This window comes from Hydrogenovibrio crunogenus, assembly GCF_004786015.1.
In the GTDB taxonomy this organism is placed as follows: Bacteria; Pseudomonadota; Gammaproteobacteria; order Thiomicrospirales; family Thiomicrospiraceae; genus Hydrogenovibrio; species Hydrogenovibrio crunogenus.
The window spans coordinates 2,032,962-2,058,396 of record NZ_CP032096.1 but is presented as its reverse complement, the minus strand read 5'-3'; the positions used below and the strand labels follow the sequence as shown (position 1 = coordinate 2,058,396).

The 25,435-nt window shown below is 43.0% G+C and carries 27 protein-coding genes and 1 tRNA gene; 12 read left to right on the top strand and 16 right to left on the bottom strand.

All coding sequences use genetic code 11. The features are described from left to right. The first annotated feature begins 36 nt into the window (after window positions 1–36). Window positions 37–750 (top strand): dihydromonapterin reductase, encoded by a 714-nt coding sequence (folM, locus tag GHNINEIG_RS09815; protein ID WP_135796488.1) that lies wholly within the window; start codon window positions 37–39, stop codon window positions 748–750. Window positions 751–752: 2 nt separating this feature from the next. Here folM and hemH read toward each other — a convergent pair whose 3' ends face one another. Next, window positions 753–1,889: a ferrochelatase gene (gene hemH, locus GHNINEIG_RS09810; protein ID WP_135796487.1), complete on the bottom strand. Its 1,137-nt coding sequence runs from the start codon at window positions 1,887–1,889 to the stop codon at window positions 753–755. Between the two features lie 181 nt (window positions 1,890–2,070). On the opposite strand from hemH, the gene GHNINEIG_RS09805 reads away from it, so the two are divergent. Both GHNINEIG_RS09805 and GHNINEIG_RS09800 read left to right on the top strand, forming a co-directional pair. After that, entirely contained in the window at window positions 2,071–3,069 is a 999-nt protein-coding gene (locus GHNINEIG_RS09805; protein WP_135796486.1) for a YbgA family protein, read from the top strand. 203 nt (window positions 3,070–3,272) lie between these two features. Beyond that, a complete protein-coding gene (locus GHNINEIG_RS09800) occupies window positions 3,273–3,482 on the top strand; it encodes a cold-shock protein (RefSeq protein WP_011371279.1) in 210 nt (69 codons plus the stop codon). A gap of 296 nt (window positions 3,483–3,778) precedes the next feature. Here GHNINEIG_RS09800 and GHNINEIG_RS09795 read toward each other — a convergent pair. Then, window positions 3,779–3,855, bottom strand: a tRNA-Arg gene (locus GHNINEIG_RS09795). A gap of 208 nt (window positions 3,856–4,063) precedes the next feature. Here GHNINEIG_RS09795 and GHNINEIG_RS09790 point away from each other — a divergent pair. The 4 genes from GHNINEIG_RS09790 to GHNINEIG_RS09775 all read left to right on the top strand — a co-directional run bounded on the left by GHNINEIG_RS09790 (window position 4,064) and on the right by GHNINEIG_RS09775 (window position 9,003). Then, window positions 4,064–5,926, top strand: a complete 1,863-nt coding sequence (locus GHNINEIG_RS09790; protein ID WP_189636878.1) for a sensor domain-containing diguanylate cyclase — start codon at window positions 4,064–4,066, stop codon at window positions 5,924–5,926. A gap of 195 nt (window positions 5,927–6,121) precedes the next feature. After that, window positions 6,122–6,508 carry a glycine cleavage system protein GcvH gene (gene gcvH / locus GHNINEIG_RS09785; RefSeq protein WP_135796484.1) on the top strand — a complete coding sequence of 129 codons (387 nt, stop codon included), beginning with the start codon at window positions 6,122–6,124 and terminating at the stop codon, window positions 6,506–6,508. A 161-nt stretch (window positions 6,509–6,669) separates the two neighbouring features. Continuing rightward, window positions 6,670–7,860: a class I SAM-dependent rRNA methyltransferase gene (locus GHNINEIG_RS09780; RefSeq protein WP_449549716.1), complete on the top strand. Its 1,191-nt coding sequence runs from the start codon at window positions 6,670–6,672 to the stop codon at window positions 7,858–7,860. A 9-nt stretch (window positions 7,861–7,869) separates the two neighbouring features. After that, window positions 7,870–9,003: a hypothetical protein gene (locus GHNINEIG_RS09775; RefSeq protein ID WP_135796482.1), complete on the top strand. Its 1,134-nt coding sequence runs from the start codon at window positions 7,870–7,872 to the stop codon at window positions 9,001–9,003. Between the two features lie 63 nt (window positions 9,004–9,066). Here GHNINEIG_RS09775 and lysA read toward each other — a convergent pair whose 3' ends face one another. Further along, window positions 9,067–10,323, bottom strand: a complete 1,257-nt coding sequence (gene lysA / locus GHNINEIG_RS09770) for a diaminopimelate decarboxylase (protein ID WP_135796481.1) — start codon at window positions 10,321–10,323, stop codon at window positions 9,067–9,069. Then, a complete protein-coding gene (gene lptM / locus GHNINEIG_RS09765) occupies window positions 10,320–10,523 on the bottom strand; it encodes an LPS translocon maturation chaperone LptM (protein WP_135796480.1) in 204 nt (67 codons plus the stop codon). Before lptM ends, lysA begins: the two co-directional genes overlap by 4 nt. 142 nt (window positions 10,524–10,665) lie before the next feature. Between lptM and GHNINEIG_RS09760 the strand changes: the two genes are divergently transcribed. Continuing rightward, on the top strand, window positions 10,666–11,337 hold the full coding sequence (locus GHNINEIG_RS09760) for an alpha/beta hydrolase (RefSeq protein ID WP_135796479.1): 672 nt from the start codon (window positions 10,666–10,668) through the stop codon (window positions 11,335–11,337). Window positions 11,338–11,402: 65 nt separating this feature from the next. Beyond that, window positions 11,403–12,329, top strand: a complete 927-nt coding sequence (locus GHNINEIG_RS09755) for a PilZ domain-containing protein (RefSeq protein WP_135796478.1) — start codon at window positions 11,403–11,405, stop codon at window positions 12,327–12,329. Here GHNINEIG_RS09755 and GHNINEIG_RS09750 read toward each other — a convergent pair. The 10 genes from GHNINEIG_RS09750 to GHNINEIG_RS09705 all read right to left on the bottom strand — a co-directional run bounded on the left by GHNINEIG_RS09750 (window position 12,321) and on the right by GHNINEIG_RS09705 (window position 21,448). Then, window positions 12,321–12,746 (bottom strand): hypothetical protein, encoded by a 426-nt coding sequence (locus tag GHNINEIG_RS09750; RefSeq protein WP_135796477.1) that lies wholly within the window; start codon window positions 12,744–12,746, stop codon window positions 12,321–12,323. The two genes, GHNINEIG_RS09755 and GHNINEIG_RS09750, sit on opposite strands and share 9 nt — an antisense overlap. 9 nt (window positions 12,747–12,755) lie before the next feature. Further along, window positions 12,756–13,697 carry a PilZ domain-containing protein gene (locus tag GHNINEIG_RS09745; RefSeq protein ID WP_135796476.1) on the bottom strand — a complete coding sequence of 314 codons (942 nt, stop codon included), beginning with the start codon at window positions 13,695–13,697 and terminating at the stop codon, window positions 12,756–12,758. 106 nt (window positions 13,698–13,803) lie between these two features. After that, a complete protein-coding gene (locus GHNINEIG_RS09740) occupies window positions 13,804–14,076 on the bottom strand; it encodes a FeoC-like transcriptional regulator (RefSeq protein WP_135796475.1) in 273 nt (90 codons plus the stop codon). A 24-nt stretch (window positions 14,077–14,100) separates the two neighbouring features. Continuing rightward, window positions 14,101–16,410 (bottom strand): Fe(2+) transporter permease subunit FeoB, encoded by a 2,310-nt coding sequence (gene feoB, locus GHNINEIG_RS09735; RefSeq protein ID WP_135796474.1) that lies wholly within the window; start codon window positions 16,408–16,410, stop codon window positions 14,101–14,103. After that, window positions 16,407–16,655 (bottom strand): FeoA family protein, encoded by a 249-nt coding sequence (locus GHNINEIG_RS11830; protein WP_135796473.1) that lies wholly within the window; start codon window positions 16,653–16,655, stop codon window positions 16,407–16,409. The genes feoB and GHNINEIG_RS11830 overlap by 4 nt, the downstream gene beginning before the upstream one ends. A gap of 81 nt (window positions 16,656–16,736) precedes the next feature. Next, window positions 16,737–17,354, bottom strand: coding sequence for a methionine biosynthesis protein MetW (metW, locus tag GHNINEIG_RS09725; protein WP_135796472.1), 618 nt, complete (start codon window positions 17,352–17,354; stop codon window positions 16,737–16,739). A 3-nt stretch (window positions 17,355–17,357) separates the two neighbouring features. Beyond that, window positions 17,358–18,515, bottom strand: a complete 1,158-nt coding sequence (gene metX / locus GHNINEIG_RS09720) for a homoserine O-succinyltransferase MetX (RefSeq protein ID WP_135796471.1) — start codon at window positions 18,513–18,515, stop codon at window positions 17,358–17,360. A gap of 101 nt (window positions 18,516–18,616) precedes the next feature. Beyond that, the gene (locus GHNINEIG_RS09715; protein ID WP_135796470.1) at window positions 18,617–19,186 is read right to left on the bottom strand and encodes a YggT family protein; all 570 of its coding nucleotides are present in this window, start codon (window positions 19,184–19,186) and stop codon (window positions 18,617–18,619) included. After that, complete coding sequence (gene proC, locus GHNINEIG_RS09710; RefSeq protein WP_135796469.1) at window positions 19,186–20,043, bottom strand: pyrroline-5-carboxylate reductase; 858 nt, start codon at window positions 20,041–20,043, stop codon at window positions 19,186–19,188. The genes GHNINEIG_RS09715 and proC overlap by 1 nt, the downstream gene beginning before the upstream one ends. Window positions 20,044–20,173: 130 nt before the next feature. Beyond that, window positions 20,174–21,448: a Glu/Leu/Phe/Val family dehydrogenase gene (locus tag GHNINEIG_RS09705; protein WP_135796468.1), complete on the bottom strand. Its 1,275-nt coding sequence runs from the start codon at window positions 21,446–21,448 to the stop codon at window positions 20,174–20,176. A 369-nt stretch (window positions 21,449–21,817) separates the two neighbouring features. Between GHNINEIG_RS09705 and GHNINEIG_RS09700 the strand changes: the two genes are divergently transcribed. Beyond that, window positions 21,818–22,828, top strand: a complete 1,011-nt coding sequence (locus tag GHNINEIG_RS09700; RefSeq protein ID WP_135796467.1) for a hypothetical protein — start codon at window positions 21,818–21,820, stop codon at window positions 22,826–22,828. Window positions 22,829–22,931: 103 nt separating this feature from the next. Here GHNINEIG_RS09700 and GHNINEIG_RS09695 read toward each other — a convergent pair whose 3' ends face one another. Further along, the gene (locus GHNINEIG_RS09695) at window positions 22,932–23,615 is read right to left on the bottom strand and encodes a YggS family pyridoxal phosphate-dependent enzyme (RefSeq protein ID WP_135796466.1); all 684 of its coding nucleotides are present in this window, start codon (window positions 23,613–23,615) and stop codon (window positions 22,932–22,934) included. A 167-nt stretch (window positions 23,616–23,782) separates the two neighbouring features. On the opposite strand from GHNINEIG_RS09695, the gene ppk2 reads away from it, so the two are divergent. Together ppk2 and GHNINEIG_RS09685 are read left to right on the top strand one after the other, a co-directional pair. After that, window positions 23,783–24,574 (top strand): polyphosphate kinase 2, encoded by a 792-nt coding sequence (ppk2, locus tag GHNINEIG_RS09690; RefSeq protein WP_135796465.1) that lies wholly within the window; start codon window positions 23,783–23,785, stop codon window positions 24,572–24,574. Window positions 24,575–24,594: 20 nt separating this feature from the next. Beyond that, window positions 24,595–24,819 carry a hypothetical protein gene (locus tag GHNINEIG_RS09685; protein WP_135796464.1) on the top strand — a complete coding sequence of 75 codons (225 nt, stop codon included), beginning with the start codon at window positions 24,595–24,597 and terminating at the stop codon, window positions 24,817–24,819. A 19-nt stretch (window positions 24,820–24,838) separates the two neighbouring features. Here the strand turns inward: GHNINEIG_RS09685 and GHNINEIG_RS09680 are convergent, their stop codons facing one another. Then, the gene (locus GHNINEIG_RS09680) at window positions 24,839–25,435 is read right to left on the bottom strand and encodes a hypothetical protein (protein WP_135796463.1); all 597 of its coding nucleotides are present in this window, start codon (window positions 25,433–25,435) and stop codon (window positions 24,839–24,841) included.

The following is a 25,435-nucleotide window of genomic DNA, read 5'->3' as shown; positions in this document are numbered from 1 at the left end:
GGTTGTTTTCAGAACCGCTTTAAGAAAGGAAACCATGTGATCTCGGATGCGATTTTAATCACCGGAGCAGGGCAACGCATTGGCGAATATCTTGCGCAACAGTTTTTAGCCCAACATCAACCCGTTGTTTTTACTTATCGAACAGAGCGCCCCGCGGTTGACGCGTTAAAAGCGCAAGGTGCGCTGGGGTTTCAAGTGGATTTCACTCAGCAGGAACAATTGACACAGTTCTTGCAGGCCTTACCACAAGAGGTTTCCAGCCTAAGAGCTGTGATTCATAACGCGTCGTTATGGCTACCTGACTCGAAAATTAAAACGGCTGACATGCTGGCGGATTTGATGGCGGTGCATGTCACCGCACCGTATCAAATCAACCAAGCTTGTGAGCCATTATTACGAAAAAGCCAAACAGCGGTGACGGATATTATTGCGTTATCGGACGCCAAAGTGGCTAAAGGGCATCCCGACTATGCGGGCTATTTGGCTTCCAAAGCCGGGTTGGAATCGTTAACCTTGTCGTTTGCCAAAGCGTTTGCACCGAATATTAAGGTGAACACGATTGCGCCCGGTCTGGTGATTTTTAATGAAGGCGATTCGGACGCGTATAAGCAAGCTCGCTTGGCGGAAAGCGCCATTCCGGTTGAACCGGGCATGGATTCGATTTGGCAAGCGGTGCAGTTTTTAATGAACAGCCCGAATGCCACCGGTTCTACCGTATCACTCGGACAATTACAGCACGAAACGTTTTAGCGTTATTGACCAAATTCGTCAGAGAGTTTTTTCTCTAATTGGTCGGCCAACTTGGCTTGTAAAGCGCGTTCTTCTTTGTCTGCTTCGGCATCAAATCCATCTCTTTCTGGCCAACCGCGCGTTTGTTGCAGAATGATTTGCGTCAGCGCCGTGGTATGGTCGTCGCGATCATTCAAGGCAGGGATATAACTGAACTTTTCCCCTCCGGCTTCTTCAAAGTATTCACGGTTTTCCTGATCAATTTCTTCAATGGTTTCCAAACAGTCGGCTGAAAAACCGGGACAAATGACCTGCAAGTGTTTGACCCCTTTATCGGGCAAGCCTTTTAAGGTTGCATCGGTATAGGGCTTGACCCATTCTTCCTTACCGAATAAGGATTGGAAGGTCACCATGTATTCATCTGAGCTCAGGCCGAGTTCTTCCGCGACCAAGCGAGAGGTGGCGCGGCATTCACATGGGTAAGGGTCGCCATTGTCAAAATAACGTTGTGGGATACCGTGATAAGACATAACCAGTAAATCCGGTTTGCCATGCTCCGCCTGATGTTCGCGAATGCTATTAGCCAAGGCTTTTATGTAGCCAGGGTGTTTGTGGTAGTTACGCACAAAGCGTAGCTCTGGAATCCAACGCCATTGCTGTAGTTCGGCTGAGACGGCATCAAATGTGGATGCAGTGGTGGCACCGGCATATTGTGGATAAAGCGGCACGACAATTAAGCGCTGCACATTACGGTCTTGTAAGGATTTTAAAGCATCGGCAATGGACGGGTTGCCATAACGCATGCCCAATGCGAATTCGACTCGGCCTGAAAAATGGGCACGTACCTTTTCTTCAATATCCGCTAGCTGACGATTGCTGATGTCTAATAACGGCGATCCATCACCATACTTTCCCCAAACTTCTTGGTAAGCTTCCGCAGACTTGGCGGGACGTGTGTTGAGGATAATTAAATTCAAAATCATTTTCCACAGCCATCGAGCTGGTGGTGGTTCCACTACGCGAGGATCCATTAAAAATTCTTTTAGGTAAGGTCTCAATGCTTCTTTTGTCGGTGCATCAGGTGTGCCTAGGTTGGTAATGAGGACACCAACAGCGGGTTCAGAACCATGTTGATAGGCGGTGTAATTTTTATATTCCATTATGGTATCCCAAAATAATTTTTGGCCATTTTAGACCGATTTGTGTGTCAGGTAAACTGCTCTGATGTATCCTAGTTTGTATTAAAACAGAATAATTAGAAAAATTCGGTATTATTGTGCAATAATTATACAAAACTTATTCATTAAGTCTATTGAATGTTTTATGGTGAGGAGAATGAATATGCTCACATCAAACCTTGATCGAACGAACTTTCCTAAGCTTAAAATTGCGGTTTCCGACTGCTTGAGGGGCACAGAGTGTCGTTACAATGGGGGTCATGCGCAGGACGATTTTATCAATCATGATTTGGCACCTTATGCACAGTTTCTCCCTTTTTGTCCGGAAGCGCCTGTCTTGGGAACGCCGCGAGAAACCATTCGTCTTGTCAATATTGACGGCAACATTCGGGTAAGAGGCACCAAGTCTGAAAATGATGTCACCGAAGGCATTCAAAACTATAACCACAAAATGATTCCGAAGTTGCTGGAACAAGGGGTGGATGGCGCTATTGTGAAGTCACGTTCCCCTACTTGCGGGATGGAGCGTATTAAAATTTACCGCCCAACCGGAGAATGGTATGGGTCGCAAGATAAAATGGGGCAAGGTTTGTTTACGGCTGAATTGCAACAGCAAGCCCCCCAGTTAGCCGTTGAAGAAGAAGGACGGTTGCAGGACGCTTGGTTGAGAGAGAACTTTGTGATGCGCGTGTTTACGGCAGCACGTTGGCGAGAGTTTTTAGCTTCAAATCCAACAGTGCATGATTTTCAGGTTTTTCACCGAGATCATAAGTATCTGTTTTTGTCGAAATCGGAACCTATTTATCGTGAAATGGGGCCGATTGTTGCGCAGGCCGCACCAGATAATTTAAGCGTTCAATTGGCGCGATATGAAGAAAATCTCCATGCGCTTTTGGCATGTCGCTCAACACGCGGCATGGTGATTAATGTGCTGGACCATATTTATGGGTATTTCAAAAAGCAATTGCTGGAAGATGAGAAAGAGCATTATCGTGAAACCCTAGAAGAGTTTCGAGAAGGCATTGTGCCTTTGATTGCCGTGATTAAAGTATTGCAACAGTTTTTGAAACATTACGGGTCAGATTATCTTTCAACTCAAGTTTTTTTGAACCCTTATCCTGCAGATTTAGCGCTTCGATCCAAGGTTACAGCTTACCGTTGAAGGATAAAAGACGCTATTGACTGTCCTCTGGCTAAGGGCTGAGCGCTATTTGATTGATTTTTATTATAAAATACGAAAAATTAATGAGTATTTTGTTGTAATTTCTTTATAATGGAATTGCTGAAGCTTATTTATGCCTTAATTTTCTAGTAATTTTAAGGTCTTAGCTTTAGTTTTATATTATTTGTTATAAAGGAAAAAGCATGTCAGAGTTAGTTACAGGTACAGTTAAATGGTTCAACGATGAAAAAGGTTTCGGATTCATCGAACAAGAAGGTGGAAAGGATGTATTCGTTCACTTTTCAGCTATTAACGGTGCCGGTCGCAAATCATTGATGGAAGGCCAGTCAGTTACTATGGAAGTAACTCAAGGTCAAAAAGGGCCACAAGCAGAAAACGTTACTGCTCAGTAAAAATCACTCTATAAGCCCTTTATTGATTTTTCACTGAAGGGTTTTTTTATATCTTTTTTCAGTTGTTTTCGTTTTTTTGCTCATTTTTTAAATAAAGAACTGTTCCTGCTTTGAGCGTGTTTTATTTAACAAATAAGTCCCTGAATGCTAAGAGCATTTAGGGGCGAGAATCTCTTCCCACTCTTTTTATTCAATTCTTGAAAAATTATTTCTTAATTAGATGGTTACTTAAGCGAATGCTTTATGGCAAACGTAAAGTTTGTGTGAGATAAATGCTTGAAGATTCAGAAGATAAATGGTGCGCCCGAAGGGATTCGAACCCCAGACCTTTGCCTCCGGAGGGCAACGCTCTATCCAGCTGAGCTACGGGCGCAATAGAAGAAGAGTGCTCTTTGCGCGGCTATTATAAAATATTTTTTGTCTGAATACTCAGTCGTCTTTCAACGAATGTTGAGAATATGAAACGAATAGAGGTGTATTAAATTCCCTTATTTTTAATAAGGGGTGTTTTATTGGACATCTGCTTTAAAAAATAAGAAAATTATTGACTACTTATAATGATAAAAATAAATAAACCCTCTATGCCACACTTTGCACAATTTTTTAACCAACGACTTTTTTCCTTAAGCGCGGTTTTTATTTTAATTGCACTTCCAATTATTTATTTTTTATATCAATGGCAAATTGAGACTGCGCGCAATCAGGAGTTTCAATTTTACAAAGCCAATTTAACCGAAAAAGTCGATGTCATGATTCAGGAGAAGCAAAGCACCACGCATGCTTTAGCCGTTGCAATGACCTCACCTCCAAACTTTAAAAAAGCTTTGTTAGAGAATGATAAATCGATTCAAAAAGAACTGGAAAATTACAGTCAACGACTCAAAACATTAACGAAATATAAAGGTGTCTGGATTCAGCTGATTGATGCTAACGGCATCAGTATTGCACGAAGTTGGACAAAAAAACACGGTGATGATTTAAGTAAAGTGCGACAAGATGTCGCAGCGCTGATCCAAGATCCGCGCCGAATGAATAACTTTAGTGTCGGCAAGTTTGCTTTGACGTTTAAGTCGATGGTGCCTTTGTTTGATGATAACAACCAATTTATTGGGATGGTGGATGTTATTTCACAAGTGAATTCCATTGACCATGCTTTGGCGGAAACCAATGGTGTTCACTCTGTGGTATTGGTAAGCAAGCGGTATCGTAAGCAGCTGACCAATGCCTTTACAGGTAAATTTATTGACGATTATTATGTCGCTAACAGCGATGCCGACACCCGTGATATGGCATTGATTAAAAAATTTGGCGTAGACAAAGTTTTTTCCAGCTCCAACTATGTCTTGTTTGAAGATCAATTGATGGTGACGCGTCCGATTTACGATATTCATGGCCAGCCGATGGCGACTTGGGTCACATTGAAGTCGCTAGAGGATTTTGCTTTCGTTAATGTGCAGAAAACCCAGCGTCAGTTCATTGTCATTACGGTGTTTATTTTTGCTTTATTGTTGATGCTGTTGGCGATGATGTATTTTAAGCGTCAAGCCGAGTTTGAAAAACGTTTCTTTTTCGATGTGTTCAACACTTCAACCGAAATTGTATATGTCTCCAATCAACGTCGAATTTTATTTGCCAATAAACGTTTTTTTGAGTTTTTTAATGAATTCGAAACACTGGACGAATTTCATGAAAAGCACCACTGTATCTGTGAGCTTTTTATGCCAGAAGAAGGGTTCTTGAAGCGTCACATGAACGGCGTCTACTGGTTTAATCATGTCATTCAAAATAAAAACGAATCGCATTATGCAAAGGTCCAAGTGAATGGCAAAGAATATATTTTCTTGGTGAAAGCAACGGAAATATCCAATACTTATGGGGATCAATATGTCAGTGTATTGATGACGGATATTACAGAAGAAGAACGTTATAAATCCCAGTTAGAGCATTTGATTATCCATGATGAATTGACGGGCATTTATAACAGGCACTACTTTAATCGCACTCTTGAGCAAGAAATCAAACGTCATCAGCGTTATCAATCACCGTTTTCAATGGCGTTTATAGATATTGATCACTTTAAAAAGATTAATGATACCTATGGTCATGATGTGGGGGATGTCGTATTGCTAAGTTTGGCGAAGAGCATCAGCCCATTGTTACGGAGTACAGATGTGTTCTGTCGTGTTGGGGGGGAAGAATTTGTCATTATGATGCCTGAAACCAACCTTGAAAATGCATTAATTATTTCCGAGCGTATCCGGACTTCTGTGGAAGAAATTTCCAGTAAAGAGGTGCCTGAAAAACTGACCATTAGTATGGGGTTGGTTGAGCTACACTCCTGGGATAACGTTCAGAGTTTCTATAAACGTGCCGATGAAGCCTTATACAAAGCGAAAGAAAATGGCCGAAACCGTATTGAAACCCAGGTAGAAGAGCGAACGTAAATTCGTTAATTCCCGTCTTGTCCAAACAGCCAGGCCTGGCTGTTTTTTTGATTGCCATTCTATTTTTCCGGATGCTTTTGGGGATGAAAAAAGTTTTTTCAGCCAATTTTTGGTATCATTCTTTTTATTTTACAGCGCCAGCTTTGAGGCCAATGCTGGCAACTTTATCACCCTTTATTTAGTGGGAGAATCACGGTGAGTGTGTTACCAAGTCATTTAAAATATGCAGATTCGCATGAATGGGTTTATCTGGATGAAGAAGGGCATGCGGTGGTGGGTATCACCGATTTTGCACAAGAATCTTTAGGTGACTTGATGGATGTGCATTTACCGGAAATCGGTGCGGACATTGCACAAGGCGAAGAAATCATGTCGTTAGAGTCTGTCAAAGCGGCATCCGATATTTTTTCTCCATTGAGCGGGGAAGTGGTTGCCGTCAATACCGAATTAGAAGATGAACCCGAACGCGTCAATGATGAACCTTATGATGGCGGGTGGTTGTTTAAGTTGGCACCACATGATCTATCGGAAATGGATGGTTTGCTGTCCGACTCGGATTATCAAGGGTTGATTGACCAGTAATTAAGTTCACTTAGCTCAAGTATTGTTTGCTAAGGGAGTAAAGGCGTATCGTCGTTTAGATATACGTCAATATGTATTAACAATGAGGGCGTGCGAGATGAGGAGATGCAAACCATCTTTTTCATCCACATGCCCTTTTTGTTTCAGGAGAAAGCATGACTATGTCAGCGATAAGATTAAAGAAAAACGAAGATAAGCGCTTAAAGCAGGGTCATTTGTGGATTTTCAGTAATGAAATTGACAATCAGGTCTCGCCTTTGAAAAATTTTGAAGCCGGTCAGGTTGTCACGGTTGAAGCAGCTAATGGTAAGGCCATAGGGGTGGCTTATGTTAATCCGAATACTCTGATTTGTGGTCGTTTATTGAGTCGCAACCCGAAAGTGCAGTTTAACCAAGCATTTTTAAAGAAGCGGATTCAAGCAGCACAAGCATTGCGTGAAGCGAATTTTGATGCGCCCTTTTATCGTTTGGTGTTTGGTGAGTCAGATGGTTTGCCAGGGTTGGTGATTGACCGTTTCGGCGATGTTTTTGTCGCACAAATTACTACAGCTGGCATGGAAGCTTTAAAAGAGGAATTGGTGCAGACCATTGAGAATTTATATCACCCTCAAGCGTTGGTATTGAGAAATGATAGCCCTAGTCGAGAGTTGGAGGGGCTTTCACTCTATACTGAAGTCGCCATCGGGCCATTACCGGACGAGATTGTAATTGAAGAAAATGGTGCTAAGTTTGCCATCCCGACAGAGGATGGACAAAAAACCGGTTGGTTCTATGACCATCGTATAGCGAGAGGACGTTTGCAGGACTTTGTTAAAGATAAAACCGTTTTGGATGTGTTCAGTTATTTGGGCGGCTGGGGGATTGAGGCTGCCGTGGCGGGAGCGAAAGAAGTGACGTGTGTTGATGCCTCTACTTTTGCTTTGGATGGTGTGGACCGTAATGCCGAACTCAACGGTGTGGCAGAAAAAGTCATCACGATTGAAGGAAATGCATTTGATGTCTTAAAAGCGCTGGCAACTGAAGCGCATAAATATGATGTGGTGATTGTGGATCCACCGGCATTTGTTAAGCGTAAAAAAGATTTTAAAGCCGGAGCTGATGGCTATCGTCGTATCAATGAGTTGGCGATGCGTCTGCTAAATACTGACGGCATTTTGGTGTCGGCTTCCTGCTCACATCATATGAGCCGAGATGCTTTGTTACAACAGATTCAACTAGCGTCTCGCCATATTGATCGCAACATTCAAATGTTCGAGCAAGGGCATCAAGGTCCCGATCACCCTATTCATCCGGCGATTCCGGAAACGGAATATATTAAAACCTTTTTCTTTAAAGTGTCTAAAAGCTGGTAAGGTCGTTTCATGAAACCCGTATTGTCCACACAAGAAAGGCAACTTGCGAAACACTGTTTTTGGGATGACGAAGCGCAGACCTTATGGGTCGATTGCCGTCGTTGGATGCCGAAATATGGGGTGTTTTCGATTCCCGGTTGGGATGCGATGATGATGGGGTCGGAACCGATTCCTGATTATCCTAAAAACCTGTCTGTTCTAGAGTGGTCGTCATATTCCCAGCTCAGTTTTTGGAAAAAACAGATTCCTGCATGGGTACTGGAAAGTTGTGCGTTGTTTCCAACCCATCAGTTGCATTTGCTTCATTATGTTGGGCGTTATCCACAACTGCTGGAGCTGTTGGATCATTCTCCTATGTTGGCTTGGCGTTTGGTTGCTTCTAAATTAACGGAAGCCGACATTGTTGCTCTGTTACAGGATAAGCGCACGCAAGTGGTTGAGCAGTTGGGCTGGCCAGGTAAAAAGGAAACGGTGCAATTCTTGCGCAAACTTCGACTGCGTTACGTTACTTCTGAAATTTCTGAATTTGTTGAGACGTGTATTTTAGATGAAGCGCGGTTATCAGCTTTGCAGACCTTGCCTAGAGTCAATTCAATGGCATTGTCTTTGGCGGCGCGTTTTCCGCAATTGATTGGCTCTCGCTTACATGTCAGCTTGGCGCAGTTGCCGTGTCGTCCAATGCAATGTCAAAGTATGATTGCGCAGTTAGAGGATACCTTTCGATTAGCAGCCTTTTTACAACTTCCTACAGAAGAGGTCAATAAAATTGGTCAATGCCGGTATCTGGTGGATGTCGAAAAAATCTACCAGGCCTGGTGGTCTTTTGAGTTAGGGGACAGCGGCATACTGACATTAAATAAGAAACCTGTTCAGCTCACCGAATATGCCTCTTGGATGGCATTAAGTCGTTTGCAGTCGCATTACTGGTTAACGGATTGGGCCGACTTTCAGGCCGGAAAGGTTTCCTTATGGGCCGCAGAAATAGAGGGGGTTGCCGTGGCTGTTTTGCGCGAAGAAGCAGCCGGTCTGGATGACGATGAAATGCCTAAAATACGCCGTATTCGCCAGCCAGAGAATCAACTACCAAGCTCTCAACAGCTTAGCTTCTGGCATTTATGGCTCGTAGGAAAAGAGTCATTCTGAGTTGTTACGCTATAAAAAAAGCCCCGATAATCGGGGCTCTTTTATAAGCTTAATGTTTATCTATTAAGGGATGAGTTTTTCAGTTCCCATTAAGTCATTATAAGTTTCCCGTGGGCGAATTTCATAAGCTTGTTTATGGTCAACCAGGATCTCAGCGGCGCGCGTTCGTGTATTGTAGTTTGAACTCATGGTAAAGCCATAAGCGCCTGAGGACATGACTGCCAGATAATCGCCTGCTTTTAAGTTCAGCTTACGTTGCTTCCCTAAAAAATCTCCCGTTTCGCAAACCGGACCGACTAAATCCCATTCAACATCCTCACCGTCTGTTCTAGGGGTGACCGGTTGAATGGTTTGATGTGACTGATAAAGTGCGGGGCGAATTAAATCATTCATTGCGGCATCAATGATGGCAAAGTTTTTGTGTTCCGTTGGTTTAAGGTATTCAACCTCAGTCACTAACACCCCTGCATTACCGGCAATGGCGCGTCCCGGTTCGATAATGACTTCAATTGAAGCATCATTCAGCTTTTTCAATAATGCCTGAATGTAATCAGCGATTTCCGGCGGCGTTTCATCTGTGTATTGAATGCCTAGACCGCCTCCCAAATCCAAGTGGTGGATGTTGATACCTTGATCCGTTAAGGTCTTTTTAAGCTCTAAAACTCGATCAAGCGCATCGACGAAAGGGGTGATTTCCGTAAGTTGAGAACCGATGTGACAATCAATCCCGATGATGTCGATATGCGAGAGCGCTTGGGCATCAGCATATAAAGCTGGGGCAGTATTGATGTCGACTCCGAACTTGTTATCTTTCAATCCAGTCGAAATGTAAGGATGGGTTTTGGCATCTACATCAGGGTTGACGCGTATGGAAATTGGAGCGATTTTATTCAGTTTTTTGGCAACTGCTTGAATACGATCTAACTCGGCGTGAGATTCTATATTAAAACAACGAATACCGACTGTTAGGGCTCGTTCGATTTCAGAAGATTTTTTTGCGACTCCTGAAAAAACCACTTTAGAAGGATCTCCACCCGCGCGCAAAACACGTTCAAGCTCTCCTTGAGAGACGATATCAAACCCAGAGCCTAAACGGGCCAAGAGGTTTAAGATTGCAATGTTGGAATTGGTCTTGACTGCATAACACACTAAATGCGGTTGGCGGCCAAACGCTTCATCAAATTCACGCCAGCGTTCTTCAAATGCTTGGCGGGAATACACGTATAATGGCGTGCCGTATTTTTGAGCCAGAGTGTCTAAGGGGCAGCCTTCGGCATGAAGCGTGTTGTTTTGGTAATGGAAAATTGGGCTCTGACTCATGGTTGTTCCTGTTCTGTTTCTTGTTCTTGAGGCGGTTGTTTTGGTTCTGGAGTGACCTTGGCTTCTTCAGGAGGGGTTTCCGGTAAATACAAAGGTCCTTTTTTGCCGCATCCTGTTAATGAAGACGTCATTAATGCGATCGAGAAAGCTACGATAACAGCAGAATATTTTTTTTGTGTCGCAACAGATAAATAAGGCATTGAACTATCCAAAACAGTAAAGCGATTATTTTATCTTATCCCTTGGTTAAATTAAAAACTTTAAAGGCCTTGCAGTGCAAATAACGCTTGGTTTTTCGTTAAAATAGCCATCAACCACAATTATCAAATAAGGAAGTGTTTTATGGATGCTGTTCAGCCCCCGATTATTCTAGAGCCAAATGCTCAAGCCGAGGCTTGCGTGATTTGGTTGCATGGGCTTGGCGCAGACGGCCATGACTTTGAAAATATTGTTCCAGAGCTTGGGTTACCTGAGAATCATTCTGTTCGTTTTGTTTTTCCTACAGCCAGGAAAATGCCAGTCACGGTTAACCTAGGGAGCGAAATGACAGCATGGTATGACATTCGATCTTTAAATCTTATTCACGATGTGGATTGGGAAGGAATTGATCAGAGTGTCACAGTAGTGCACGATTTGATTGAATCTCAGATTTTTTCAGGCATTGAGAGTGATAAAATAGTCTTAGCAGGGTTTTCTCAAGGAGGAGTGGTTATTTTGAATGCCGGTTTAACGTTTGAAAAACCATTAGCCGGGATGATGGCGTTGTCGACATACTTTCCTGATCCTGAAGCTCGCAAGGGAAAATACATGCAACCTAAAAGCTGCCCTGTTTTTATGGCTCATGGGATGGACGACCCGGTTTGTCCATTTTTTGTTGCCGAGCAATCTCGTCAAGCATTGACGGAATTAGGATTTCAACCTCAGTGGCACACTTACCCGATGCAGCATCAAGTGTGTTTGGATGAAATAAAAGACATGGCGGCTTTTGTTCGACAATGTTTGAATATTCAATAAATAGCCAGGCCTGGGAGAAACAGCAGATGACAGACGCATTTGAAAAGCGGATTAAGGAAAGTTAGATGGCAAATGTAAGACGTTTTTTTCGATATGATGTTGAGGTTCCTTTGTATTTTGAAACCGTCGACGATAAGGGATATGTTCTGAAAGTAAATCGAAAAAAATTAATTTCAGAGCAGGAAGAAGCGCATCTCGAACATTTAAACCTAACGATCAAAGAACTGTTGGCAGAAGCTTTTTCAGCCGAATCGGACGCTTTACATATCTTTTATATGCTGAATCATCGAATTAATTATATGGCTTGGTTATTGGATGATTTGATTGATCAGGTCGATCCGCGTTTGAGATCGGATTATAAGTTCCGTTTAAGAGAAGACCATAAACATAAACTACCCGATGTTCGCAACGAGTCGAAAGTCGGCCCATTGATAGAAGGGTTTTTCTTACAACTGACTGATCATATTCATGAATTGATTGAATCGGTAGAGAACAGTATTGATGGAAAAATCTTTTTATTTCCCAGAAAAATCAAGCCGAACTTTAACGAACGAGACTATGTCAAAAACTTGAAAGAGTTAAGTGACAAAGGGATTGCGCCGGCAAAAGCATTGATTCTTTTGATTGAGCGGTTGAATTTATATGAAACCATTTTAGGGCGTTTAAAAGAGGCATATCATTCTATTTCTGACCCGGAAACCTGGGCTGTTCAAAAGATTAATTTAAGCGCGGGTGGATTCAGTTTTTTGACCAATCAGAAGTTTGAAAACTTTGCACATATGAATGTTTTTATGCAGCTGGATGATCACATCTTGGTTTGCCGAGGCAAAATTGTTTTAAATAAAAAACTGAAAAGTGCAGAATTTTCATACCGAGTTGCCGTTGAATTTGAATTTCTGAGTAATGAACATGCGCAAAAAATAACGCTTTTTGAGCAACATTGTGAGTTACAAGATGCGATGAAAATGGTTCCTGACGACTTGTTAAATTAACCCTTTAGACTTGGCGTGTTTGACAAATTCCATGCGCACTTCATGCACTTGCTTTAACCAGTCGGCAAAAAACACATAATCCTTTTCAACCCGTTTGATGAGTTCACTTAAAGTGGCATCCGGTTCGTGCAATGCGAAAGCGGTGATTTCTAATAGCTTATTGATGTGTTTAGGTGTCATTTGCGTTGTCACGTCAAAATAACTGACTTTGGTTAGGATTACGGCATCTAATACCTGTAACCAATGCATGGTTTTTAAATCAAAGCGCTTTTTTAGGTCGTCATCCACACCTTCTTTACGCATGATAATGAGCTGTGATAATCGGTAATAATGTAGTAAGTCTGCAGCAGCAGGTCTTAGTGAATTCGGCAAGGCATCTAAAAAGCCGGCTTCTACAGAGTGATTTCTTCCTGGCATAATCTGGCTTCAGAGCGTTAAGCTCATACATTCCTCAAGTTCGTAACGCTGAATTTCATTTTGAAGAAAGTCTTGTGTTTTTCCATCTGGAAACTCAAAGTTTACCGCAACCCTTTCTTTGTATTGATCGTCAATACTTCTGACATCGACAATACTACCACTAAAGGACAGTGTGGCATTCTGCGTTGGGAAATAAAAGTAAACATCGACTTTTTCAAAATTCTTAAAGCGTTTGTTCATCAGCAAGGCGATACCAGATGCGCTGACATTCGCTTGCTGTAGTTTCCATTCTTGTGGGTATTGTCGCATGATGTTGTCATCGTTGATTTGTCGGTAGGCTTCAATGTACGTATCCATGAAGGTGCTTAATGACAGAATGGCCTGAATCAGCGGTATTTTGGCAAATTTATCACTTTTGAAGAGTTCCAACGTTTCATCGATTTTGAAGCCATAAGGTAAGTTAGCATTGGCTTTAAACTCTGTTGGGGTTGAAAGTGAAATACTGTCGGCAATAGATTGTAAAAATAGCAAGTATTTTTCTTCAATCAGCTTAAAGTAACCGTATGTTTTAGGAGATGAAGATTTAAGGGTTTCAATGGTTTGAAATCCTTTTAAACGTTGGTTGATTTGCATCCAATATTTCGGGTCGACTTTCGGATTGATTCCTTTTGAAACCGACTCAGCACACTGACCAAAAAATTCAACGGCTTCAATGGTTTCCTGAAAGAGTGCCGATACAATTTCTTTTTGATCTTGAATGCGATTAATCCAGAAATAGGTTTCGTTTTTTTGTCTTTCAATAAGCCGCTTGGTGGTCGGTGGAAAATAATCAATGCCGGTGGCAAATATTTCACGATCTTTAATGGGAGAAGAGGGAGCAATGAACAAACGAATCGGCATGTCTATTCGAAAGAATCGACGCGAGTTACCTTTGTGAAACCATCTATTCATTAATTGTGCTCTTTAAAAGTAATTTGGATTAGAACGCTGCTATATTGTTATGCAAAGTCAATGCCAATGAAGTATATAGTACGTTGTTTTACGATTAAGTATGATTCTAATGAATCTCAAGCGGAATGTGTATCGATTTATGTTGTTTGTCGGTCCAAAAATACTCTTTTTGTGCCCCGACAGTACAACCTGTTTGGCAGGTTCCCGTGCTGCAACTGTTACCACTAGAGGGGTGTACCTCTTTGATGTGCCCCTGCTCTACAAGGGGGCGAATCAATCCTTCAAGCGTTTCTTCTGATATGTCAAAGTGGTTTTGGATATTTTGGGCCGAGACGGATCGATGTTTTTTTATATAGCGCTTGAGCTCTAATAAAATCATAATCAACTCCTTTTTGACCCAATATTAGCTTTTTCTGGCGGGTAATGTGGCTTTTCCGATTTGCTTCAGTCCTAAAAAGAGTAATAGGTAGCAAAGTGCAAAAAAGCTAACCCACAATAGACTGCTGGTTGGGTGTTGTTGATACGTCATGAGCTGATAGAAACTCACAGCGGTGCTGTAACCTAAGAATAAACTCCAGCCCCCACTTGAAAGAGCCCAACGCCAGCCCAGTTCTTTTCGAATGGCTGCAAATGTTGCCACACAAGGGAAGTATAGCAATACCAGTAGCAAGTATGCATAGGCTCCGACTTCACCGTTAAAATGCTGAACCATTTTCGTTAAAGTTGAGGATGAAATATCCAGTTCAGAAGAAGCTTTATTACTGTCTTCTACGCTTGAAAGCGATTTCAGGCCTAAAGGATCTGAGAAATCATTGAAAAATTTGCCAAAGTTATCAGGAATGGTTTGAACCGCCTGTGTCAGTTTTTCTCCGATGGTAAATTGAGGCGCCGGCGCTTCGGTCGAAGGTTTATCAAGTGATTGGTAAAGGGCATCAAGTGCACCTACCACTACTTCTTTGGCCAGGATACCCGTAATGAGGCCCACGGTTGCTGGCCAGTTTTCTTCATCTACACCAAGTGGTTCAACAATGGGCGTTGCAGTTTTGGCGATGCTACTTAGGACTGAATTGCTTTGGTTTTCATTGCCAAAGCTACCATCGGTTCCCAGGCTGTTAAAGAAATTGATGAGTAAGACAATAATGACAATGACTTTCCCTGCACCAAAGATAAAGCCTTTCATTTTGTTGTAGGTATTGATGCCCACATTCATGAGGGAAGGTTTGTGGTAGCTAGGCAGTTCCATCAACAAAGGGGCAGCTTGACCATGAAGCAGAGTGTGCTTTAAAAGCAATGCGGTAATAACCGCGGCGATAATTCCGATTAAATATAAGGAGAACACCAATAAAGTTGCATGGTCAGTAAAAAAAGCAGTTGCGAAGAGTACATACACTGTTAAGCGTGCACTACAAGACATAAAAGGGGTCATCATGATTGTCATGATTCGAACGCGCTCATCCGGTAAGGTTCGGCTGGCTAACACGGCAGGAATGTTACATCCAAACCCCACGACCAAGGGAATGAAGGCCTGGCCGGAAAGTCCGAGTTTTCTCATTGCACGATCCATGATGAACGCTGCACGTTGCATGTAACCGGTTTCTTCAATCACAGAAAGCAACAGGAATAGCGCTCCAATGACAGGGATAAAGGTGGCGACAACCTGCAAACCTCCTCCGATGCCATTGGCCAGTAAGGCAATTAACCATTCCGGTGCATTCACTTCCGCCATCAGTTCCGTTGGGGCATCGACAAACAAAGCCTGTGCGCTGAGATCGAAAAAGTCGATAAACAGGTTTCCAAGCGTAATCGATAAAGCGAATAATAAGTACATGACCCCTAAGAAAATCGGAATGCCCCAAATAGGGTGGAGCGTCCAATGATCGATCATTTCCGTGGTGTCACGGGTAAATTTATCAGTATGTGTCTGGCTGGCGTGTGCCGCATCATGTGCGAACTGAAAGTATAAATCAGCAGCAATTAACGCCAAATCTTCTTCGTAATAGTCTTCCAGGCGCTCTTTTTCCTGCTTTGCAAACGCTTGCAATGTCACCGGCGCATTTTCTGGTTTGATTAAATAATGTAAGGATTTCCAGCAAGATTCGTTGCGGTTTTGATCCGGGAGTTTGTCTCTAATCGCATGTACCGAATCATGCAGTTCATCTGGCAAGTCAAAGTGGAGCGGGGTGTGATTGTCCAGCAGGCCAGACAGTGTTTCTTTAAACTCATCGATCCCTTGGTTGTAGTAAGCCGAAATCGGGATGACTGGACAACCTAATTTTTCAGACAAAATGTTTTCATCCAGCTCTAAATGATGGTTTTCGAGTTTGTCCATCTGATTCAGAACCACCACCACGGGAAGTCCCATATGGAGTAATTGTGCCGTCAGGAAAAGCTGACGTTCCAGACACGTCGCATCGACCACATTAATTAACAGGTCTACCGGGTGGTTTTGTAGAAAGTCGCGTGCTACTTTCTCATCCAACCCAGAACGGGTTGAGTTTTCTAAGCTGTAAACCCCTGGCAGGTCGGTGATGTGATAGTTTTGTAATCCAGCTTGAAAATCGCCTACTTTTTTTTCAACCGTCACCCCCGGCCAATTTCCAGTTGTTTGGTTGGAACCGGTTAAACGATTAAACAGCGTCGTTTTCCCTGAATTGGGGCTTCCAATCAGAGCAACTTGATGCGGGATTTTTTTCTTAATCTGGGACAGTTTCATGAAAGTAATTGAACTTGAATATGTTGTGCAACACTTCTATCAACCGCAAAGCGGCTACCATCGACAGAGATGATCAAGCTGTCGTTGCAGATCATCGCAAGCTTTATATGGCTCTCAGTATGAAAACCAAGATTCACTAAATGCAGTTTGCATTCCAAATCTCCCGTCAAAGAGATGATTTGACAGGTTTGGCCTTGCAAGCATTCCGCTAAGCTAATTGTTGGTTTTTTAGAAGTATAATTCATAAAATAAATAATAATTATTATTGATTGCAATTACATGTTAAGCAAAAAGGATTGTATTGTCAAATGTTGGTTATGGCTATATCAAGACTTTCTTTGTACGCGATAAAGTGCGATTTCTCCAAGCCAGTTTGGAGCAAACCGCATGGCAAAAGTCGGCTCGTGTCGGCTGTTGACAACCGTTCTTGCGACGACTTCAATGTTTTTTTCTTCACATAAATCTTCGAAGTCATTGAAGGTGCATAAGTGGATATTTGGCGTATTGTACCAAGGGTTGGGTAGGCTTTTGTTTTGAGGCATGTGACCCCCAAAAAACAATTGAGCACGGTTTCGCCAGTGTCCGAAATTAGGAAAAGTGATAATGCTTTGTTTGCCAACGGCCAACATTTCATCCAATAATAAATCAGGTCGACTCACGACTTGAAGCGCTTGAGTCATGATGACGAAATCAAAAGAATCTTCATCAAAATAATCGCAGATGTCATGGCTGTTCAGGTTGCTCTGAATGACATTAATGCCTCGTTGAACCGCCTTGATGTTTTTTTGAGGGTCGATTTCCATGCCATAGCCGGTAATGTTGCGGTGCTGGATGAGATAATCAAGTAATTGGCCATCACCACAGCCCAAATCAAGTACTCGGCTCTTGCTGTGAATCCATTCGGCGATTAATTTGAATTCAGGAGAAAGGGGTTGTGAGGTCATCTTCTATTCTCCTTCCTGTAAAAGAGGGGGATTCAGTTCGACATGAATCCGGTTCATATAAGCCCGAAAAACCCCCTCATAATGGTCATTCGGTAATAAAAAAGCATCATGTCCGTGTTGAGAGTTCACTTCTGCGTAACTGATGTCGGCATCATTATCGAGTAGCGCTTTAACGATTTCATGTGATCGCTCTGGGGAGAAACGCCAGTCAGTAGTAAAAGAGATGATTAGGAATTTTGCCGTTGCTGCTGAAAGTGCTTTGGACAGGTCGTCGTCAAAGTCCGCAGCAGGATCAAAATAATCCAGTGCCTTGGTCATCAATAAATAGGTGTTCGCATCAAAGTTTTGTTTGGTCGCAAACTTTTCCCCTTGATAACGAAGATAGCTTTCAACTTGAAATTCCACATCAAAGTTATAATTGAGCTTGCCTTCACGCAGTTCGCGACCAAACTTTGACCCCATCATATCATCAGATAAGTAGGTCAGATGCCCTAGCATTCGGGCTAAGGCCAGTCCTCTTTTTGGCGTGGTGCCAGCTTCGATGAAACGACCGTCATGAAAGTCGGGGTCGGTCATAATGGCACGACGTGCGACTTCATTGAATGCAATATTTTGTGCCGATAATTTAGGGGCGGATGCAATCACGATGGCATGGCGAATTTGATCGGGAAAGTCGATGGCCCATTGTAAAACCTGCATGCCTCCCATTGAGCCGCCAATGACGGCCGCCCAAGCCTCAATCTCTAAATGTTGACGAAGCGTATTCTGACTATGAACCCAGTCCTTACAAGTCACAATCGGAAAGTCGGGGCCATACACCTTTCCTGTCAAGGGGTTGATGCTGGCCGGCCCTGTTGAGCCATGGCAACCGCCCAAATTATTGGAGCAGACCACAAAAAAACGATTGGTATCGATGGGTTTGCCTGGTCCGATGTAACCATCCCACCAACCTCTTGTTGAGTCTCCTTCGTATTGACCCGCCACATGATGGTTTCCACTTAACGCATGGCAAATTAAAATGGCGTTGCTTTTATCAGCATTTAAGGAGCCATAGGTTTCATAAGCCAGGTCATATTCCGGCAAAGTGGAACCACTGACCATCTCAAGAGGGGTCGAAACATGGAGTTTTTCAGGGGTGACTATACCAATTTCATCTGTCATGGGCGTTATTTTACAGTATCTATATAAATGTCAGTGGGTTGATTAGAGATCAATTAAAAGTGCTTGTTTGCACAGGCTTCAAGCACGGCCTGGCATTCATCCTAAAGCAACATGTTTTGGCCCAGTTGCGCAATGGAACCGACAACGACAATCTGTGTCAATTTGATGGCAATGATGGCCACAATCGGCGATAAATCGAGTCCACCCATCGGAGGAATCAGTCTTTGAAAAGGGCTTAAAATAGGTTGTGCCATTTGATCGAAAATCGCTGTGTTTGGATTGTAGCCCTGCGACACCCAGCTTAGAATCACTTGAATGATAATCAGCCAGAACATCATATCCAGAAGTTGGTTCATAACCTCGGTGACAGAAGAAATAACAATCAACCCCACCCCAAAACTACGATCCGTTAAAAATCCGATTAAGATGACTAAAAGCGCTTGTACCAACATAGCGGTCAAAATGGCACTCCAATCCCAGCGGTGTGGTTTCGGTAAAATGGTATTGAGTGGGGCGCACAATGGGTTGGTGACTTTGGCAATAAAGGTCACGATAGGGTGTCGCCAATCGACATAGGTTGCACGCATGAAAAAACGTAACAGTAGGGTAAAAATAACCAGGCCTGCTAAAAATTGAATTAAGAACAAACCACCTTGACCGACTGGTGACATTATTTTTCTCCTGTTTTATTCTGAAAATCTGTTTGGGTGGACCCCAGCTCGTTGGCCAGGCTAATAGCACGATCTTTAGCCGCTTTCATCGCTTCTTCAATCGTTTCGCGTAATTGATGGCTTTCAAAGCTTTGAATGGCTTTTTCAGTCGTGCCGTTTGGCGAGGTCACTTTTTGTCTTAACGTTGCGCAATCATCGGGACTTTCAAGCGCCATTTTTGCGGCACCAAAGGCCGTCTGAATGGTTAATAAACGTGCCGTTGATTCATCCAGGCCAAGTTTTTGTCCAGCTTGTTGCATAGCTTCCATAAACAAGAAATAGTATGCAGGTCCACTTCCTGAAATCGCGGTAACGATGTCTAAATCTGTTTCTTTTGGGACCCAAACCGTAATGCCCGCGGCACGGAGAATATGTTCGGCCTGTTCTTTTTGTGCGTCATTTACCGCGTTGTTGGCAAATAATCCGGTTGCGCCACTGCGAATTAAAGCCGGCGTGTTTGGCATGGTTCTCACAATGGCCATATTGCCACCCAGCCAATAGTCAATATCCGTTGATCGGACGCCAGCGGCAATTGAAATCACTAATGGGCGTTTTGCCTGAAGGGTTGCCGACAATTCCTGACAAACCGATTCCAGCATTTGCGGCTTGACCGCTAAAACAATGATGTCCGAGTTTTTGGCGGCGTCAATATTATCTTCGCTGCAGTGAATTCCCATGGATTGCGTTATGTCACGCCGTCTTGCTTCAGAGGGATCTGTTGCCCGTATTTTGTCTTTAGGGTATCCACTGGCAATCAGTCCGCCAATCAAACTGATCGACATGTTTCCAGCGCCAATAAAGCAAATGGTTAAATTCATGGGCAAATCTCTTTTCGTTTAAATTGGAGTGGTGTTCAAATGGTCTGAACCGCAATTTTATATGATGCTATTATAACGAATTCCTGTCAGGTTCGGTAAGTCTGACCGCTAAAAAATCATGTTGCAACACTTAATTTTTTTTAAAGAATTTACAGTTTCCTCGTTGGTTAATCGCCCCAGCTAATCGTTCAATGCCATGAATATAAGCCGCCGTTCTCAAAGAGGTTTCATAACGAATGGCTAGGTCATAAATAATATTAGACTCTCGTTGCATAATTTTAGCCAATTTGGCTCGTATTTCATCTGCTTCCCAGTAAAAGCCCGCGCGGTTTTGAACCCATTCAAAATAACTGACGGTGACCCCGCCCGCATTCGCCAACACATCTGGAATGATTTGAATGTTTTTAGCATAAAGTACTTCATCCGCTTGCGGGGATACCGGCCCGTTGGCAATTTCAAGAATGGTATGGGCTTGAATGTTGTCTACGTTTTCTTGTGTGACCTGGTTTTCCATCGCTGCTAAGACCAGAACATCAATTTCCAGTTCCAGTAATTCTTCATTGGTTAATTTTTCATGTTCGATCACTTTGCAGTCAGAACCATCACAATAGACGGCTTGCAGTTCAGATGTCTGATCTTTGTACTGTTTGACATCGTCTATGTTCAGGCCACTTGGCGTCAATATGCCCCCGCTGGAATCAGAGACTGCAATCACTCGATATCCTTCTTGTTGCGCGAGGCGAGCAAAATGGTACCCGGCATTCCCAAATCCTTGTACCGCGACGGTGGTGTTATTAATGTCCCAGCCCTGACGGCGTGCGTATTCATTCAAACAGAATAATGCGCCTTGGCCAGTGGCTTGTGTGCGACCTTCAGAGCCGTTCAAGTGAACGGGTTTTCCTGTAATAATGCCAGGAACTTGCTGGCGAGATATGATGGAGTATTCATCTGCCATCCACCCCATAATGGTGGCGTTGGTGTACATGTCCGGTGCCGGAATGTCTCGCGTTTCTCCAATCACATCTGCAAAGGCCCGAATGTACCCGCGAGAGAGGCGCTCAATTTCTAACTGAGAGAGTTCTTTTGGGTTAACGGTGATGCCGCCTTTGGCGCCACCAAAAGGCAATCCGGCCACGGCGCATTTCACGGTCATCCAGAAGCTTAAAGAGGTCACCTCATCTTCGTTGACCCGAGGATGGTAACGAATACCGCCTTTGGTGGGGCCGCGTGTGTCATCATATTGCACACGATAACCGGTAAAGATACGAAGGCTGCCGTCATCCATTCGAACCGGAATACTGGCTTTAATGGATCTTTTCGGCACGGAGAGTCGAGTAATCACTTCTTCTTCTACGTCAATATGTTTAAAAACGTCACTCAATCGCTGCTTTGCAATTTCAAACATAACACTCTCTTTTTCAGTTAAAGGCGTCTCTTTTGTAAGACAATATTAAGTAAGTTTACTGGTTCGTTAAGGATAAGCGAAAATAGTTGGAATGCAACCAAAAGAAAGCGTTTTGATGGTGAATCATCAAATTTATGAAATCGCGTTGCAGCAAAAAAGCCCTATATTTGGAAGGAAATTTTTAGTAAAGAATGGAGAGATTTCCCTTGAAGAAAGAGGGGTTTGAAATAATTTATTGATTTTTAAATTAATTTAGTAAAGTTTATAGTGCAGTGGCCGTTACATATACAGTAAGCTATAAAATAATAATAAGGGAGTCGTTTAGGTGAAAGCGGGTTACCCTCTCAGAATTAGAAAAGGAATTTTCTTATGGCAACTATTACACCTCAAAATGATTCTGTCAACTATATGCAGAATCATGATAGAAAGTCAGCCAGTGCATTGGATGAAGCGTTAAAAGCTAAGCACCGAGCCGAAAGTGTGGCGGCTCAAGATAATAGCGATGGTGCTGCTTCATCGGTTTCTGATGTCTATTCGCCAACAACGAAAGGGATGCAAGCGGCTTCAGCGATAGAAAAATATCAGCAATCCTATCAGTACAGTCAAACCATGACGATGAGCTTGCAAACCCAAGAGGGGGATGTTGTTCAAGTCGATTTTCGACAATTGTACGCACAATACCAGTCTTATAAGCAAGAGCAATCTATGCAAGAAGGCCCAAAAGGTGCTCGTTATTTTGAAAGCACAGAAGCTATGGAGGCAACGGCTTTTCAAGAGCGTTTTGGGTTTTCCATTAAGGGTGATCTGAATGAAGATGAGTTGAAAGCGGTTTATGACGTCTTCGAAAAAGTCGACAAACTGGCGAGCGAGTTCTTTAATGGTGATATTGAGAAAGCGTTTGAAAAAGTACAAAGCCTGGAAATCGATTTTGGTCAGATCAAAAGCTTTAATTTGAATTTACAGAAAACAGAAAGTGCAACCGTGGCGTACCAGCAAGCGAATGCTTACAAAGGAACAGAACAACAGGCAGCAGAACCTTCAGAAGAAACGAAAGGTCAAATCGCTCAACTGCCGCCATATTTACAAAACTGGCAAAATATCATTGAGAAGATGAATGAAAAGTTTGTGAATGCACGAGAAACCTTTGATCGTTTATTGGCAGGAACCGTCTCGCAAAGAGCAGGAGATGAAACCAATTTTTCGACTTGGTACGATCGTGTGAAATCATTCCATGATCAATTAGCGGAAGCTGCCGGACTGGATAAGCAAACATTAAAGCCTAGCGGTGTCGAAGTGGAACCGTTAGCCCATAAGAGTGAAGAAGGAAATCCTCCCTCTGAGCCGGCGATAAAAGATGAGCAGCTAACCTCTGAGACTTAAGAGTGAAAGAAATGAGTCTTTACTCTAAAGATTGGTGACATAATAAAAAACCGAGTCTGTATTTAAACATGGACTCGGTTTTTTGTTTTCAAGCGGCATGTTTTTAGGTGCGAGCACCAAAGATATCTGTGCCGATTCGAACAATGGTTGCGCCTTCTTCAATTGCGGCTTCTAGATCAGCTGACATTCCCATCGATAAGGTATCAATAGGTTGGCCTGGAAAGGTTGCTTGCAAAGAATCTAAAAGCACTTTCATTTGATGAAACGGTTCTTTTTGCTCTTCATGAGAATGGGTTTTGGCTGGAATGGCCATCAGTCCTCGCAAGGTAAGATGAGGCAGCTCTAGGACTTGCTTGGCGACGTCTAAAATTTCAGTTGGAGAAAACCCGGCTTTGGAGGTTTCATTGCTGATGTTGACTTCCAATAAGATATTGAGGCTTGGTGAGTTATCTGGTCGTTGGTCAGACAAGCGACGTGCAATCTTAAAACGGTCTACGCTGTGAACCCAGTGAAAATTTTCTGCAATAGGTTTGGTTTTGTTGGATTGAATCGGCCCAATAAAATGCCATTCCAAGTCCGGCCTTTGTTCTATTTTATCCAGTGCCTCTTGAACGTAATTTTCCCCAAAAGCGCGCTGTCCAACTTCGGCCAAAGCGACAATGTCTTCAATAGGTTTGGTTTTACTCACGGCCAATAATTGGATGTGGTCTGTACGATTGGCTGACAGCATTGCGTCATCAATCCGCTTCTGGACGTTTTGATAACGTTGTATCAGAGAGGTAGTCATAAAAATGCCCTGTATAAAATGAGTTTGTATGGTTTATTAATATATTTCATTATGGGGTGGATTGCCACCAGCGTAGAATAGAAGAAAAAGATTATAAATAATCAGGTTGTTTAATTTGAGTTCTTTGCGTGATGTAAATCACCTTGTGTTGAAAGTCAGGAGAATAAATGAAAAAAATTCAATCCAGTGATGTGAGTTATCCCTATACCGAGAAAATGTCTCGTTCCGAGTATGAAGAAACCAAAAAATTATTGCAAATAGAACTCTTGAAGCTGCAGAAGTGGATTAAACACAACGGTGAGCGTTTGGTGATTTTGTTTGAAGGTCGAGACGCGGCAGGAAAAGGGGGCACCATTAAGCGCATCATGGAGCACTTAAATCCTCGTGGCGCGAGAGTGGTGGCTTTGGATAAGCCGAGTGAAACTGAAAAAGGCCAATGGTATTTTCAACGCTATGTGCAACATTTACCCACTGCGGGAGAGATGGTGCTCTTTGACCGGTCTTGGTATAACCGCGCGGGTGTGGAACGCGTGATGGGATTTTGTACCCCGCCTCAGTACAATCAGTTTGTGCATCAGGCACCTGAATTTGAGCGCATGATTTCCGCAAGTGGTATTCACCTGATGAAGTTTTGGTTTTCAGTCGGGCGAGAAGAGCAATTACGCCGCTTTAATGCCCGAAAAAACGACCCCCTTAAACAATGGAAGCTCAGTCCGATGGATTTGGCATCCTTAGATCGATGGAATGATTACACCAAAGCGAAAGAAGATATGTTCTTTTACACCAATACCACTGAGGCGCCTTGGACGGTCATCAAATCAAATGATAAAAAGCGTGCCCGACTGGAAGCTATGCGTTTTATTTTGAATTATTTTGATTACGAGGACAAAAACGAAGGCGTGTTACAACAGGATCCATTAATCATCAGCAGTGGTGAAGATGTGTTTAAAGAAGATTAAAGCGTAAAGGAAAGGTCAGAATGAGTTTACATTATCAAAAACACGCTAAAGAAGTCGTAGAGCGTTTTCAACAAATGCTTTCTGACGATCAAGTGGATGTCATTACCGAAGAACATTTTCAAGAATTGGAAACGTTGATTACCGCTGCTTTGGGCGTGGTGCACTCGGAAGTGTCGCATAAAGCCGCCAAGTCGTTAGAAAACGTTGCAAGAGAGTTACGGCAAGAAGCCAACGAAACGGATTAAACGACGTTATTAAGCTAGGTTAAAGTTGATTACAGTCGAGGGTTTGCCAGTCGGAAGGGGGCGTCCATTCTGTCAACAGTTCGGAGAGACTGCCTTCGTAGCTTCCCGGTAGAAAAGTATTGCAACAAAGGCGATTGGGCACTTTCCAATCTTCCAGTAATGTGGAAGCACCAATGGCATAAGCCGGGAAATCAGCGAACATAAACCGCGCCGGTTTGATTTGGAAAGGAAAAGTATCTGCTGTATGTAAAATGGTTCGTACGTCAAAGTTTTGAGATAACGTTTTGGAAAGATAAAAAGCCGTGGCCATTTCGATTCCCGAAGCCACGATCAGAATGGGGTGGTTTGGTAACAGATTGTTAACGAGTTCCGGTAAAAATAGCCAGGCCTGGCTGTTTTTTGAGGCATTAAATTCGCTACCCGGGGGTAAGGACACTGCCTGAGTTGTCAGAAATTGTAACCGGTTGTCCTGTTGGGCAAACAGTTGCAAGGCAATTTCATTTATCGTGAGTTGCAAATTAACAGGCACAGGTTGCGTGTTTTTCTGCTCAAACTCTACTAGCCAATAGCCATTCGGCTGTTCTATCTGTTGGATAAACTGTAAAACCACCGACAC

Bases quoted from the DNA above. Each gene is read 5' to 3' on its own strand.
- GHNINEIG_RS09700 (WP_135796467.1), top strand. From the start codon at position 21,818: ATGGCAACTATTACACCTCAAAATGATTCTGTCAACTATATGCAGAAT.
- GHNINEIG_RS09775 (WP_135796482.1), top strand. From the start codon at position 7,870: ATGAAACCCGTATTGTCCACACAAGAAAGGCAACTTGCGAAACACTGT.
- lysA (WP_135796481.1), bottom strand. From the start codon at position 10,323: ATGAGTCAGAGCCCAATTTTCCATTACCAAAACAACACGCTTCATGCC.
- hemH (WP_135796487.1), bottom strand. From the start codon at position 1,889: ATGGAATATAAAAATTACACCGCCTATCAACATGGTTCTGAACCCGCT.
- GHNINEIG_RS11830 (WP_135796473.1), bottom strand. From the start codon at position 16,655: ATGAATTATACTTCTAAAAAACCAACAATTAGCTTAGCGGAATGCTTG.
- GHNINEIG_RS09745 (WP_135796476.1), bottom strand. From the start codon at position 13,697: ATGAATAGATGGTTTCACAAAGGTAACTCGCGTCGATTCTTTCGAATA.
- GHNINEIG_RS09800 (WP_011371279.1), top strand. From the start codon at position 3,273: ATGTCAGAGTTAGTTACAGGTACAGTTAAATGGTTCAACGATGAAAAA.
- ppk2 (WP_135796465.1), top strand. From the start codon at position 23,783: ATGAAAAAAATTCAATCCAGTGATGTGAGTTATCCCTATACCGAGAAA.
- GHNINEIG_RS09790 (WP_189636878.1), top strand. From the start codon at position 4,064: ATGCCACACTTTGCACAATTTTTTAACCAACGACTTTTTTCCTTAAGC.
- GHNINEIG_RS09705 (WP_135796468.1), bottom strand. From the start codon at position 21,448: ATGTTTGAAATTGCAAAGCAGCGATTGAGTGACGTTTTTAAACATATT.
- GHNINEIG_RS09780 (WP_449549716.1), top strand. From the start codon at position 6,670: ATGTCAGCGATAAGATTAAAGAAAAACGAAGATAAGCGCTTAAAGCAG.
- GHNINEIG_RS09740 (WP_135796475.1), bottom strand. From the start codon at position 14,076: ATGATTTTATTAGAGCTCAAGCGCTATATAAAAAAACATCGATCCGTC.
- GHNINEIG_RS09695 (WP_135796466.1), bottom strand. From the start codon at position 23,615: ATGACTACCTCTCTGATACAACGTTATCAAAACGTCCAGAAGCGGATT.
- GHNINEIG_RS09760 (WP_135796479.1), top strand. From the start codon at position 10,666: ATGGATGCTGTTCAGCCCCCGATTATTCTAGAGCCAAATGCTCAAGCC.
- metW (WP_135796472.1), bottom strand. From the start codon at position 17,354: ATGACCTCACAACCCCTTTCTCCTGAATTCAAATTAATCGCCGAATGG.
- GHNINEIG_RS09805 (WP_135796486.1), top strand. From the start codon at position 2,071: ATGCTCACATCAAACCTTGATCGAACGAACTTTCCTAAGCTTAAAATT.
- proC (WP_135796469.1), bottom strand. From the start codon at position 20,043: ATGAATTTAACCATTTGCTTTATTGGCGCTGGAAACATGTCGATCAGT.
- GHNINEIG_RS09685 (WP_135796464.1), top strand. From the start codon at position 24,595: ATGAGTTTACATTATCAAAAACACGCTAAAGAAGTCGTAGAGCGTTTT.
- metX (WP_135796471.1), bottom strand. From the start codon at position 18,515: ATGACAGATGAAATTGGTATAGTCACCCCTGAAAAACTCCATGTTTCG.
- GHNINEIG_RS09750 (WP_135796477.1), bottom strand. From the start codon at position 12,746: ATGCCAGGAAGAAATCACTCTGTAGAAGCCGGCTTTTTAGATGCCTTG.
- GHNINEIG_RS09755 (WP_135796478.1), top strand. From the start codon at position 11,403: ATGGCAAATGTAAGACGTTTTTTTCGATATGATGTTGAGGTTCCTTTG.
- feoB (WP_135796474.1), bottom strand. From the start codon at position 16,410: ATGAAACTGTCCCAGATTAAGAAAAAAATCCCGCATCAAGTTGCTCTG.
- lptM (WP_135796480.1), bottom strand. From the start codon at position 10,523: ATGCCTTATTTATCTGTTGCGACACAAAAAAAATATTCTGCTGTTATC.
- GHNINEIG_RS09715 (WP_135796470.1), bottom strand. From the start codon at position 19,186: ATGTCACCAGTCGGTCAAGGTGGTTTGTTCTTAATTCAATTTTTAGCA.